This window comes from Rhodoferax potami (assembly GCF_032193765.1).
Lineage (GTDB): Bacteria > Pseudomonadota > Gammaproteobacteria > Burkholderiales > Burkholderiaceae_C > Allorhodoferax > Allorhodoferax potami.
In genome coordinates this window covers 953556-967412 of the sequence record NZ_JAVBIJ010000001.1, presented here as the reverse complement: position 1 = coordinate 967412, position 13857 = coordinate 953556, and the positions used below count along the sequence as shown (strand labels likewise).

Sequence of the window (13857 nt, the reverse complement as noted above, 5' to 3'; positions counted from 1 at the left end):
TACGCCAAGTTCAAAACTGAAAACTTTTTAAAGACGAATTGCCTTCAATGCTTCACCGGAGTTGCCAGGACATCCTTTGACACTTCCGCAACCGCAGGGGGCACAGGCTCTTCATCCGGAAGTGGCACCGGTTGAGACACCAAGGCCAACTCAAGGACCTTATCAATCCACCGCACGGGCACGATCTCCAAACCGTCTTTGACATTCGCGGGAATATCCTGCAAATCTTTGGCGTTCTGCTCTGGAATCAGGACGGTCTTGATGCCGCCGCGCAGTGCAGCGAGCAGCTTTTCTTTTAAGCCGCCGATCTCCGTCACCTCGCCGCGAAGCGTGATCTCGCCTGTCATGGCAACATCACCGCGGACGGGAATACCGGTCAACGCAGAAACAAAGGCAGTCGCCATGGCAGCTCCGGCGCTCGGCCCGTCCTTGGGGGTTGCTCCATCCGGCACATGAATGTGAATGTCTTTTTTCTCAAACGTTTCATCCTTGATGCCCAACCTGCGCGCCCGGCTGCGAACCACCGTGCGAGCGGCTTCCACAGACTCCTTCATAACGTCACCCAGTGAACCTGTCCTGGTGATGATGCCCTTCCCAGGTGTCAGTGCAGCCTCGATCGTCAACAAATCGCCACCGACCTCCGTCCAGGCAAGACCGACCACTTGACCCACTTGGTCTTGCTCTTCGGCTCGACCGTAGGTGTAACGTCGGACACCTAGAAAATCGTTCAAGTTGTCAGCGGTTACGACGACTTGTGCTTCCATCTTCTTCAGCAGAAGACCCTTTACCACCTTGCGGCAAATCTTGGAGAGTTCGCGTTCCAAAGAGCGCACCCCGGCTTCACGGGTGTAATACCGGACGATGTCGCGTACCGCACTCTCGGCCACCGAAAGCTCGGCGTCTTTGACACCATTGTTCTTCATCTGCTTTGGCAGCAGATAAGTGATGGCAATGTTGGTCTTTTCGTCTTCGGTATAGCCCGACAGTCGGATAACTTCCATTCGGTCCAGCAGAGCCGGAGGAATGTTCATGGAGTTTGACGTCGCGACAAACATCACGTCACTCAAGTCGTAGTCCACTTCGACATAGTGATCGCCAAATTTGCTGTTTTGCTCAGGATCCAGCACCTCCAGCAACGCGCTACTCGGGTCACCGCGGAAGTCCGTGCCCAACTTGTCAATCTCGTCCAGCAAGAACAAGGGATTGCGGGTTCCGACTTTGGACAGGCTTTGCAGGACTTTCCCGGGCATCGCACCGATATATGTCCGACGGTGACCGCGGATTTCAGCTTCGTCACGCATGCCACCCAAGGCCATACGAACGTACTTACGCCCTGTTGCTTTCGCAATACTCTGCCCCAGCGAGGTTTTACCGACGCCGGGAGGGCCTACCAAGCACAAAATGGGCGCCTTGACCTTGTCGACCCGTTGCTGAACTGCGAGATATTCCAGAATGCGGTCCTTGACCTTGTCGAGACCATAGTGGTCTTCGTTCAGCACATTCTCTGCATTGAGCAGGTTGTGCTTGATCTTTGTCTTTGCAGACCAAGGCAAACCTGTCAAGACCTCGATGTAGTTCCGGACTACCGTGGCCTCTGCAGACATAGGCGACATCAGCTTGAGCTTTTTGAGCTCAGCCTCTGCTTTCTTCAGGGCTTCTTTCGGCATCTTTGCCGATTTGATCTTCTTCTCGATCTCTTCGATATCCGCACCGTCTTCGCCTTCTCCCAGCTCCTTTTGGATGGCTTTGACCTGCTCGTTCAGGTAGAAATCCCGCTGGTTTTTCTCCATTTGCCGCTTGACCCGGCCGCGGATCTTCTTGTCCACATTCAAGATGTCGACCTCATGCTCGATTTGCTCGAACAAACTCTCCAAACGATCCTTGACCTCCGGCAAACCCAAAATGGCTTGCTTGCTATCGAGCTTTAACGGGAGATGAGCCGCAATCGTGTCAGCCAGACGCCCCGGGTCATCGATGCTGGAAATCGACGTGAGTATTTCGGGCGGAATTTTTTTGTTGAGCTTGACGTATTGGTCAAACTGCTGCATCACCGCGCGGCGCAGTGCCTCTACCTCACTGCCGGCTTTGCGGCTGGCGTCTGTCACTGCCGCAGGCATCTCTATGGGGGTGATGTTGGCGGTGAAGTGGGACTCACCTTCGGCAATGCTGTTTACCGTAGCGCGTTGATGGCCTTCCACCAGCACTTTGACGGTGCCGTCGGGCAGCTTCAGCATCTGCAAAATAGTGGACACACAGCCCACATCGAACATATCCGACACTAACGGATCGTCTTTGGCAGCCGCTTTCTGGGCCACCAGCATGATGCGGCGCTCTGCCTCCATCGCAGCCTCGAGTGCTTTGATGCTTTTCGGGCGCCCTACAAACAAAGGGATCACCATGTGCGGGAACACCACGACATCCCGCAAAGGCAGCAGGGGAAGTTCTAGGGGGGTAGCAGGCAAGGGAATATGGCCAGACATAGGAAAACCTTTACGTTACCTGTTGAATATGGACCGGATTGCCCGGATTACAAGTACGAGCCCATTATGAAAACGCATTGCTCACACCGAGCGGTCTTGAATGCCCCCAAACACCTCGCTTATCGGATGAATGGGGACAGATTCCGGTTTATGCCTTTTTGGCAGTTTCGCGGTAGACCATCAGCGGAGGTTTATTCTCTTCAATGGTCGATTCATCGACTACGACGCGCTCTACGTTACCGGCATTAGGCAGTTCGTACATGGTGTTGATCAACGATTGCTCCAGAATAGAGCGCAGACCACGGGCACCGGTTTTACGCACCAATGCACGCTTGGCAATCGCTTTCAATGCCGCAGGACGGATTTCCAACTCAGCACCTTCCATGGCTAGGAGCTTGGCATATTGCTTGACCAGCGCATTTTTAGGCTCAGTCAAAATCTGAACCAAGGCATCTTCCGTCAGTTCCGCGAGCGTCGCCACCACGGGCATGCGCCCCACCAACTCTGGAATCAAACCAAACTTGATCAGATCTTCAGGCTCAACTTCCTTGAACACCTCAGTCAAAGAACGCTGCTGCTTGCTCTTCACTGATGCTCCGAAGCCGATACCCGAAGACTCTGTCCGGTTACCGATCACTTTTTCCAGCCCTGCAAACGCGCCGCCACAAATGAACAGGATGTTGGTCGTGTCAATTTGCACAAAATCCTGGTTCGGATGCTTGCGCCCGCCCTGAGGAGGGACACTCGCCATGGTGCCTTCAATCAGCTTCAGCAGCGCTTGCTGGACGCCTTCACCCGACACATCTCGCGTAATCGAAGGGTTGTCCGACTTGCGGGAAATCTTGTCGATTTCATCGATGTATACGATGCCACGCTGTGCCCGTTCGACGTCGTAATTGCAGCTTTGCAGCAACTTCAACACGATGTTTTCAACGTCCTCACCGACATAGCCGGCTTCGGTGAGCGTGGTAGCGTCAGCCATTACAAAAGGCACATCCAACATACGAGCGAGCGTTTGCGCCAGCAACGTCTTGCCTGACCCCGTAGGTCCAATCAACAAGATATTGCTTTTGGCAAGTTCGACGTCGTCTTTCTTTGCCTTCTCTTTGTGCTTCAGACGTTTGTAGTGGTTGTAAACCGCCACTGCCAAGGTGCGCTTTGCCGGCTCTTGACCAATGACATAGTTGTCGAGGTTGGCTTTGATATCTGCTGGAGTGGGCAGATCAGACTTCGACTCTTTGTTCTCGGTCGTAGCTGGCAACTCATCACGGATGATTTCATTGCAAAGGTCAATGCATTCGTCGCACACAAAGACAGACGGTCCAGCAATGAGTTTCTTCACCTCATGCTGACTCTTCCCGCAAAAAGAGCAGTACAGGGTTTTTTCGCTGGTTGAGCCTTTTTTCTCGGCCATGGATGTGTGCCTTTTTTCGCTAAGTTAAGCAATGATAACCAAATGAAAACGGTGCATCTCCGCAGGAGAGGCACCGTCTTGGAGGGAACTGCGCCGGCCGTATCAGGGGCGCTTGGCGATCACTTGATCGACCAGGCCGTATTCCTTGGCCTCGTCTGCCGACAGGTAGTAGTCACGCTCTGTATCACGCTCAATCTTCTCCAAGGGCTGACCGGTACGCTCGGCCAAAATCTTGTTCAACTGCTCGCGGGTCTTCAAAATCTCGCGGGCGTGAATCTCGATTTCAGTGGCTTGGCCCTGGGTTCCACCCAAAGGCTGATGGATCATGACCTTGGAATTGGGCAAAGAGAAGCGCTTGCCTTTGGCACCAGCGGCCAACAGGAAGGCACCCATGCTCGCCGCCATGCCGGTGCACAAGGTGGACACGTCAGGCTTGATGAAATTCATGGTGTCATAGATCGCCATACCGGCGCTCACCGAGCCGCCCGGGGAGTTGATGTAGAAAGAAATATCCTTGTCTGGATTCTCGCTTTCCAGGAACAGCAACTGCGCCACTACCAAGTTGGCAGTCTGGTCATTGACCGGTCCGACCAGAAAAATAACGCGCTCTTTGAGCAGACGGGAATAGATGTCGTATGAACGCTCGCCACGTCCCGATTGCTCGATGACCATGGGCACCATACCCAAAGCCTGGGTTTCCATTGCGCCGGACATTCCGTATTTGACGTTCATAAGCTCTCCAAAATATAGGGGGTAACTGTACCGAAAAAGACAAGCCCAAAAAGCAAATGGGGCTTAGCCGCAGGACTGCAAGTCCCGCGCAAGCCCCATTTCGCTGCGACGCACAGAATGCGCCTGCGCCTGACCTTAGTTCTGGCCCATCAATTCGTCGAAGGACACAGCCTTGTCAGTCACTTTGGCCTTGGCCAAGATGTACTCAGTCACGTTGTTTTCAATCACAACTGCCTCGACTTCTGCCATGCGACGGTTGTCGCCGTAGTACCAACGGATCACGTCGGCTGGCTTCTCGTAGCTGGCTGCCAGTTCTTCGACGTGGGCCTTGATTTGCTCAGGCTTGGCGGCCAGGTCATTGGAGCGAACCAATTCAGCGACTACCAGACCCAAACGCACGCGACGCTCGGCTTGGGGACGGAAGATCTCGTCAGGAATTGGAGCCTTGTCCGCATCCTTGATACCACGCTGCTTGAGGTCTGCACGGGCACTTTCGACCATGCGGTCCAACTCGGCTTGCACGCTGGACTTGGGCAAATCGAGCTCGGCCTTGGCGACCAATGCGTCCATCGCAGCTTGCTTGTTACGAGCCAGCAAGCGGTGCTTGACTTCACGCTCCAGGTTCTTGCGGATGTCAGCGCGCAGCGCCTCCACGGTGCCTTCTGCGATACCCAAGGACTTGGCCAAGTCTGCATTGACTTCAGGCAGATTGGCGGCTTCGAGCTTCTTCAGGGTGACCAGGAAGTCGGCTGTCTTGCCAGCCACGTCTTTACCGTGGTAGTCCGCAGGGAAAGCCAAGGGGAAAGTCTTGCTTTCGCCGGACTTCATGCCACGGGTTGCGTCTTCAAATTCCTTCAGCATCTGGCCATCGCCCAGAATGAACTGGAAGTCAGAAGCCTTGCCGCCGGCGAAAGGTTCGCCGTCGATCTTGCCTTCAAAATCCACCGTCACGCGGTCTGTGTCTTGAGCTGCGGTGTCCTGTGCGCGCTGCGCAAAGGTACGACGCTGCTTGCGCAAAATTTCGATGGTCTTGTCGATGGCTTCGTCGGTCACATCGGCAGTCAGCTTTTCAACTTCGGCACCCGCCAAGTCAGCAATTTTGACTTCTGGAAAAACTTCGAAAATCGCATCAAAAGCCATTTGGCCTTCGGGCGAAGTTTCGCTTTCAGAAATCTTGGGCTGGCCAGCAACGCGCAGCTTGGCTTCGTTAGCGGCAGTGGCAAATGCCTCGCCCACTTTGTCGTTCATCACTTCGTAGTGAACCGAGTAGCCGTAACGCTGAGAAACCACGTTCATCGGCACCTTGCCTGGACGGAAACCGTCCATCTTGACGGTGCGCGCCAACTTGCGCAGACGGCTGTCAACTTCGGTCTGGATCACGCCCACAGGCAGTGTCAGCGTGATCTTGCGCTCCAGCTTCTCCAGAGTCTCTACAGTAACGGCCATCGTCTACTCCTAATGTTTGATTGGCAGGACTTTCACCTGCGGGCATCGCATCGATGCATTTCTAAGTTGGTGCGCGGGGGGACTCGAACCCCCACAGTGTTGCCACCGTCAGGACCTAAACCTGGTGCGTCTACCAATTTCGCCACCCGCGCAAAAAACAAAACTCGGGAGCCGGACTCATTTGTGAACATTGCTCACAACACCCCGGCCACCCGTTTGAAATCGGTAAGCCCGCTATTTTAACCTGCAAGCGGGCCCCACTTTCAGGTCAGCGCAGGATTCTCGCGTTTTACCCGGAACCACGCGGCATACATGGCGGGCAAAGCCAGCAATGTCAGGACCGTAGCCACGATAAGGCCGCCCATGATCGCCACGGCCATCGGCCCCCAGAAAACCGAGCGAGACAGCGGAATCATGGCCAGCACAGCCGCCGCAGCGGTGAGCACAATGGGACGTAACCGTCGCACTGCAGACTCGACAATCGCATCCCACGCCGGAATGCCCGCCGCCCTGTCCTGCTCAATCTGGTCGATCAGGATCACCGAGTTGCGCTGGATCATTCCCATCAGGGCAATCACGCCCAGCAACGCAACAAAACCAAAGGGCCGCCCCATAACAATGAGGGCGCCGGCCACACCGGCAATACCCAAGGGACCGGTAATGAACACCAGCAACGACCGGCTAAAGCTCTGCAATTGCAGCATCAACAAGGTGAACGTCAAGAACAACATCACAGGCACACCGGCCACGATGGACGCCGAACCTTTGGAACTCTCCTCAACAGCACCAGCCACTTCAATACGATAGCCATTGATGCCCTTGGCGGCCCATTGCGCTTCCAGCTCTTTCATCTTGGGCTGCAGTTCGGCAGTCACAGTGGCGCCTTGCAGGCCTTCGACCATATCGCTTTGCACGGTGATGGCGTAGTCGCGGTTTTCGCGCCACATCACGCCGGGCTCCCAAGTGAATACCGGCTTGGCAATTTGGGTAATCGGGATCGACTTGCCGCTGCTCGTCGGCAGATACGCGTTGGCAATATCGGTGATGGCATTGCGCTCGTCCAAAGGCTGGCGCAACACAATGTCTATCAGCTTGTCGCCTTCGCGGTACTGCCCGACTGTGGTGCCCGTGGACAGGGTTTTGGCTGCTTGCGCAATGCTCTGGCTGCTAACGCCCAAGGCGCGTGCTTTGTCCTGATCCACCTCCAGGCGGAGCACTTTGACCGACTCATTCCAGTTGTCGTTCACACCGCGGGTATTGCTGCTTTGGCGCATGACGGCCTTTACTTCGTCTGCGCGATCGCGCAAAACCAAAGGATCCGAGCCCACCACGCGGAATTGCACCGGGTAAGGCACCGGTGGCCCGTTCGGCAGAAGCTTGACGCGGCCCCGCACCTCGGGAAACTCTGCTGCCAGCAAGGCCGGAAGCTTCACACGCAAAGACTCACGCACCTTCAAGTCCACCGGCATGATGATGAGCTGAGACACGTTGGTCTGCGGAAACACCTGGTCCAGTGGCAAGTAGAACCGGGGCACGCCGGACCCGATCCAGGTGCTTACCGCCGACACGCCGGGCTCTTGCATCAGGCGGGCTTCCACCCGTTGGGTCACAGCCTGGTTATTGGCAAAGGAGGTCCCTTCCGGGAACCAGATATCCACCAAGACCTCGGGACGGCTTGAATCCGGGAAGAACTGCTGCTGCACCTTGCCCATGCCCACAATACCGAGTGCGAACACCAGAATCGTCCCGCCAATCGTCATCCACCGGTGCTGTACACACCCGTTCACCGTGCGGCGGAAGGTGTTGTAGAACGGCGTGTCAAAGTGCTCTTGGTGTGCCGATTCACCACCGTGTTGGTCGTGACTCTTGAGTAGCAGGGTTCCCAGATAGGGCACAAAGTACACCGACACAAACCAGCTCAAAATCAAGGCCAGCACTGTCACCGCAAAAATCGCGTAGGTGTACTCGCCGGTCACTGACTTGGCCATACCGATAGGCAGAAAGCCCACGGCGGTGATCAGCGTACCGGTCAGCATCGGCATGGCGGTGACTTCGTAGGCAAAGGTCGCGGCCCGCACCTTGTCGTAGCCCTCTTCCATCTTGCGGACCATCATTTCCACCGCAATGATCGCGTCATCTACCAGCAGGCCCAGCGCAATGATGAGCGAGCCCAGCGAAATCTTGTGCAAGCCGATGCCCCAGTAGTACATGCCCAAAAAGGTCACGGCCAAGACGAGTGGAATGGTGATGCCCACCACCAGGCCGGGGCGCACATCCAGCGTCCAGCGCTTCCAGAAAGGCTGTCCGGCCTTGGTGTGCAGACCCAGCGCAATAAAGCTCACCGCCAGCACAATCACCACCGCTTCGATCAGCACCTTGACGAACTCGTTCACCGAGCTCGATACCGATTTAGGCTGGTCTTGCAACTGCACCAGCTTGATACCCGCCGGGAGCGTTTTCTCGATACCGACAAACGTCTTCTCCAGCGCATGGCCCAGCGCAATGATGTCGCCGCCCTTGGCCATGGACACCCCGAGCGCAATCACCTCTTTGCCCTGGTGGTGCACTTTCACGGACGGCGGATCCACATAGCCTTTGCCGATCGTGGCAATGTCTTTGAGGCGGAACTGGTTGCCGCTGGCGCCGCGAATCGGCATGTCTGCCAATTGCTGCACCGCATTGAACTGGCCACCCACCCGCACTTGCACCACATCCAAGGGGGTTTGCACCGCACCTGCAGACTCCACCGCGTTCTGCTGGCCGAGCTGGGCCAGCACCTGGTTGAAGTCCAGGCCTAACTGGGCCAAGCGCTTTTGCGAGATCTCGATGTACAGCTTTTCGTCTTGCGCGCCGAACAACTCCACTTTGGCCACGTCCGGCACCCGCAACAGGCGCTGGCGCACATCGTCGGCCAGCGTTTTGAGTTCCGCGTAGTTAAAGCCTTCGCCTTCCAGCGCGTAGATCACGCCATACACATCGCCGAAGTCGTCGTTAAAGAATGGGCCCACCACGCCTTGGGGCAGGGTGCCACGCATGTCGCCGATCTTTTTGCGCACGCTGTACCAGACGTTGGGCACCTCGCTGCCCTTGCTGGAGTCTTTGATCTGGAAAATGATCTGCGACTCGCCGGGCTTGGAGTAGCTGCGGATTTTGTCGGCGTACTGCACCTCTTGCAGGGTGCGCTCCAGCTTATCGGTGACCTGCTCGGCCACCTGCTGGGCCGTTGCCCCCGGCCAATAGGTGCGGACCACCATGGCGCGGAAAGTAAAGGGCGGGTCTTCATCCTGCCCGAGCTGAAAGTAGGCCGCAGCCCCCAAGAGCATGAGCACGATCATGAGGTAGCGGGTCAGCGCCGAATGCTCCAGCGCCCATTTGGAGAGGTTAAACCCCTTGCTAGGTTCTTGCATCATGGACGCCTCACTTGGCCACAGCTGCACTGGCGGCAGCAGCAGCGGGCGCTACAGAATCCATAGCTGCTGGCGTAGACACTACGGGCGCTACAGCACCTTTTGGCTGATAAATAGTGACCTTCTGGCCGGGCGACAGCACATGCACACCTGCAACCACCACTTGCATGCCCGGGGTCAGGCCCTGGGTAATGACCGCATCGTTCCCGTCGGCCGTGGCTACCACCACCGGCTGGGACTTCACCGTCATGCTGGCGGTATCCAGCACCCAAACACTGCTGCCTGAACCGGACTTCAGCAAGGCGGTGGTTGGCAGCTTGATGACCTGCACCGCGCCACGATCGAGCGACTTGGGCACGACCGACACCGTAGTCCCCAGGGGCAAAGCGTCTTTTCCATCCAGCGCCACCTTGACCGTGAAGGTGCGGGTCACCGGGTCGGCGCTGGCCGCGACTTCGCGCACCGTGCCCTCCACCACCGTTTTGCTGGCCCAGACACGGACCTCCACCTTGGAGCCGGTCTTGATCATGGCCACCTTGTCTTCCGGCACCGAGAACACCACATCGCGCGGGCCGTCTTGGGCAATCTGCACCACCGGCGTGCCGGCCGCCACCACCTGGCCGACCTCGGCAGTCACTGCGGTCACGACACCGGACACATCTGCCACCAGCGTGGTGTAGCCGGCTTGATTGCCCTGGCTATTGAGCTGGGCTTGCGCTTGTTCCAGCTGGGCTTGGGCTGCTTTGAGCGCGGTATCGCGGCGCTCTAGCTCCGCACCACTGATGAAGTTCTGGTCGCGCAACTCCTTGTAGCGCTTGTAGTCGGCAGCCGCGAGGTCGCGGTTGGTTTGTGCCGCAGCCACTTGCGCGCGGGCGGCATCCGCTGCGAGTTTGTAATCTTGGGGATCGAGCTGGGCGATCACTTGACCCGCTTTGACCGTTTGGCCGAGATCGACCGCACGGCGCACCACCTTGCCACCCACCCGGAAGCCCAGGCGCGATTCCACGCGGGCGCGCACATCGGCAGAAAACTCCAAGCTTGACTGAATGCTGCCCGCCCCTACCGTCATCAACTTGACGGCGCGAACGGGTTCCTCAGGAGGCGCAGGTTTGGAACACGCGGCCAGCAACAGGGCACTGAGCAAAACCGGCGTCGCTTTCAGGATGAATCGTGGAGACATGGTGACAGGGTGGGGTAAGGTTGAAACGGAGAGGCCCCAACCCCGCGCACGAAGTTAATGACCAGTTGGTTAGTAATTTAAGCGGCACATGGACCTTTGTCAAGCCGTTAGCGAAGAAGCCAGCACCGCCGCCGCGCCGTGCGGAAGGCACAATGCCGCCCATGTCTTCCCTGCCAGACCCCGCCACTGCACCGCCCGCGGCCGCCCAGCCCATCACCCACTACGAAAATTTCCCGGTGGCCTCGGTGCTGTGCCCCCCTCACCTGCGCCCGCCGATCGCGGCCATCTACCACTTTGCCCGGACCGCAGACGACATCGCCGATGAGGGCCATGCCACACCCGATGAGCGCCTGGCGGAGTTGGCGCTGTTTCGCACCGGCCTGAGCGAATCCCCGCAAGCCTCCGCCCGCTGGCCCCAGGTCTTCGGCCCCTTGCTTGTGCAGCGCCGGGCGCATGCCTTGCCCGATCCGCTCTTGCACGCGCTGTTAGACGCGTTTGTCCAAGACATCGAGAAAACCCGTGCAGGCACCGGCTACCGCAGCCACACCGAGCTGCTGAACTACTGCAGCCGCTCTGCCAACCCGGTAGGCCGCCTTTTGCTACACCTCTATGGCGTGCAAGACGCCCACTCGCTGGCCATGAGCGACGACATCTGCTCGGCCCTGCAACTGATCAACTTCTGGCAAGACCTGAGCACCGACATTCCGCGGGGCCGCTTTTACCTTCCCCACGACGAATGTGTGCGCTTCGGCGTCAAGCAAGCCGACATCTTGGCGCAAAAAGACAGCGAAAACACTCGCAAATTGATAGCAGCATGCGCAAGCACTGCAAGGGCTCATATGCAAAATGGCATGGAATTGGTGCACCGCCTGCCCGGACGTGCCGGCTGGGAGCTCAGGCTCGTAGTCCAAGGCGGACTCCGGATTCTGGACAAGATTGCTGCACTAGACCACGCCACCCTCCAGCGCCGCCCCAAACTCCATGCGTGGGACTATGGCGTCATGCTGTGGCGCGCGGTGTGGATGTAGCGACAATACCGCCCATGACACCAGAGCAATACGTCCAGGAAAAAGCCGCCGCCTCCGGCAGCAGCTTTTACTACGCCTTTCTTTTTCTGCCCGCCCCGCGCCGTGCCGCCATTACCGCCTTTTATGCCTTCTGCCGCGAGGTGGACGATGTGGTGGACGACATGGTCGATGCCGGTGTGGCTGCCACCAAACTCGCCTGGTGGCGCAATGAGGTGCAGCAATCCTTCAAGGGCAGCCCCACCCATCCGGTGATGAAGGCGCTGATGCCCCACGCCACCACCTACACCATCGAAGCCCGGCACCTGCTGGCGGTGATTGACGGCTGCCAGATGGACCTGGAGCAAACCCGCTACCTCGACTACCCCGGCCTGCAGCGCTACTGCCACTTGGTGGCCGGCGTGGTGGGCGAAGTGGCGGCCGGCATCTTCGGCCAGACCGATCCGCAAACCACCTCATATGCCCACAAGCTGGGCCAAGCCCTGCAGCTCACCAACATCCTGCGCGATGTGGGCGAAGACGCGATGCGCGGCCGCATCTACCTGCCGGTCAACGAACTGCAGCAGTTCGATGTGAAGGCGCACGAAATCCTGAAACGCACCTACTCCGACCGCTTTGTGGCGCTGATGAAGTTTCAAGCCCAGCGCGCCCAAGGCCTGTACGACGAGGCACTGGCCCTGCTGCCCGCTGCCGACCGCCGTGCCCAAAAGCCCGGCCTGATGATGGCCAGCATCTACCGCGCCCTGCTCACCGAGATTGAGCGTGACAACTTCCAGGTGCTGCACCAACGCGTCAGCCTCACCCCGCTGCGCAAGTTCTGGCTCGCTTGGAAGGTGCAGGCCCTCGGCCGCCTATGAGGGTAGCCATCGTCGGCGCCGGCTGGGCCGGGATGGCGGCTGCGGTCACGGCGATACGTGCCGGACACCATGCTATTGTTTTTGAAGCATCTCGCGCAGTCGGTGGGAGGGCTAGGGCACTCCAGGGCACCTTGCCAGACGGCACGCCGGTGGTGCTGGACAACGGCCAACACATCCTGATCGGCGCTTATACCCGCACACTGGAGTTGATGCGCTCCGTGGGCGCCGACCCCGCGACCTGCCTCAAGCGCCTGCCGCTAGACCTGCGCCATCCTGATGGTGCGGGCATCGCGCTGCCCCTGTGGCCCAGCCCCTGGGATGCAGTGGCCGGTATTGCCACCGCGCAGGGCTGGACCTGGGCGGATCGCTGGAGTCTGGTGCGGGCGTCCATCGGCTGGCAGATAAGTCGCTTTCGCTGCGCGCCCGGCACCACGGTGGCCGACTTGTGCCGCCAAGTCAGCCCCACCGTCCAGTCCACCTTGATTGACCCCTTGTGCGTCTCGGCGCTCAATACGCCTGCGGACCGAGCCTGCGGCCAAGTGTTCCTGACAGTACTGCGCGACTCCTTATTCGGCGGGCGCGGCAGTTCCAACCTGCTGCTGCCCACCACCGACATGGCGCGCCTGTTCCCGGCCACCGCATCCACTTGGCTGCAGGCCAACGGCGGAGAGGTCCGCACTGGCGTGCGCGTCACGCGCTTGGAGGCCACCGCCCCGGGTACTGCCGGCCGCTGGCAGCTCAACGGGGAAGTGTTTGACGCAGTGATCTGGGCCACTTCATCATCAAATGCGGCCTCAGCCCTCATGGAATCTGCGCAAGATGCTACCGAAACCATAGCAAACTATCTGCGCACCTGGGCGGCTACCGCGGGTGCACTGCAGTTTGAATCGATTGCCACCGTCTACGCCCATGGCGAAACAGCCCGCCTGGCGCGCCCCATGGTCGCTTTGCGCAGCGATGCCGCCTGCCCTGCCCAGTTTGTGTTTGACCGCGGCCAGCTCGACGGCACCCACGGCCTCTTGGCGTTTGTGGTCAGCGCCAGCAGCGGCGACAAAGACACCATCGAACAACAAGTGCTGGCCCAAGCCCGCGCCCAACTGGGCTTGGAATTGGTAGCGGTGCAAACCGTGATCGAAAAGCGCGCTACCTTTGCCTGCACCCCCGCGCTCAAGCGCCCGCCAGCGACGATTGCACCCGGCTTGTGGGCTTGCGGCGACTATGTGGCTGGGCCTTACCCGGCCACACTGGAAGGTGCGGTGCGTAGCGGCACAGAGGCCGCGGGCCTGCTGGCAGCGATAGACTGATATCCACGGTAT

Annotated in this window: 9 protein-coding genes and 1 tRNA gene; 3 read left to right on the top strand and 7 right to left on the bottom strand. The window is 58.7% G+C overall.

All coding sequences use genetic code 11. The features are described 5' to 3' along the window. Positions 1-44: 44 nt before the first annotated feature. The 7 genes from lon to RAE21_RS04575 form a co-directional block, all read right to left on the bottom strand. The gene (gene lon, locus RAE21_RS04605; RefSeq protein ID WP_313880348.1) at positions 45-2480 is read right to left on the bottom strand and encodes an endopeptidase La; all 2436 of its coding nucleotides are present in this window, start codon (positions 2478-2480) and stop codon (positions 45-47) included. A 148-nt stretch (positions 2481-2628) separates the two neighbouring features. Next, entirely contained in the window at positions 2629-3894 is a 1266-nt protein-coding gene (gene clpX / locus RAE21_RS04600; RefSeq protein ID WP_313880347.1) for an ATP-dependent Clp protease ATP-binding subunit ClpX, read from the bottom strand. Between the two features lie 102 nt (positions 3895-3996). Beyond that, positions 3997-4626: an ATP-dependent Clp endopeptidase proteolytic subunit ClpP gene (clpP, locus tag RAE21_RS04595; protein ID WP_255413700.1), complete on the bottom strand. Its 630-nt coding sequence runs from the start codon at positions 4624-4626 to the stop codon at positions 3997-3999. A gap of 135 nt (positions 4627-4761) precedes the next feature. Beyond that, positions 4762-6072, bottom strand: a complete 1311-nt coding sequence (gene tig / locus RAE21_RS04590; protein ID WP_313880346.1) for a trigger factor — start codon at positions 6070-6072, stop codon at positions 4762-4764. 67 nt (positions 6073-6139) lie between these two features. Continuing rightward, a tRNA-Leu gene (locus RAE21_RS04585) sits at positions 6140-6224 on the bottom strand. Between the two features lie 111 nt (positions 6225-6335). After that, complete coding sequence (locus RAE21_RS04580) at positions 6336-9482, bottom strand: efflux RND transporter permease subunit (protein WP_313880345.1); 3147 nt, start codon at positions 9480-9482, stop codon at positions 6336-6338. 7 nt (positions 9483-9489) lie between these two features. Further along, positions 9490-10659, bottom strand: a complete 1170-nt coding sequence (locus RAE21_RS04575; protein ID WP_313880344.1) for an efflux RND transporter periplasmic adaptor subunit — start codon at positions 10657-10659, stop codon at positions 9490-9492. 152 nt (positions 10660-10811) lie between these two features. Between RAE21_RS04575 and hpnC the strand changes: the two genes are divergently transcribed. Genes hpnC through hpnE form a run of 3 tightly spaced genes read left to right on the top strand, consistent with a single transcriptional unit; the run spans position 10812 to position 13845 of the window. Next, positions 10812-11687, top strand: a complete 876-nt coding sequence (gene hpnC / locus RAE21_RS04570) for a squalene synthase HpnC (RefSeq protein ID WP_428983972.1) — start codon at positions 10812-10814, stop codon at positions 11685-11687. 14 nt (positions 11688-11701) lie between these two features. Next, complete coding sequence (gene hpnD, locus RAE21_RS04565; RefSeq protein WP_313880342.1) at positions 11702-12541, top strand: presqualene diphosphate synthase HpnD; 840 nt, start codon at positions 11702-11704, stop codon at positions 12539-12541. Next, positions 12538-13845: a hydroxysqualene dehydroxylase HpnE gene (gene hpnE / locus RAE21_RS04560; protein WP_313880341.1), complete on the top strand. Its 1308-nt coding sequence runs from the start codon at positions 12538-12540 to the stop codon at positions 13843-13845. The genes hpnD and hpnE overlap by 4 nt, the downstream gene beginning before the upstream one ends. The last annotated feature ends 12 nt before the right edge of the window (positions 13846-13857 follow it).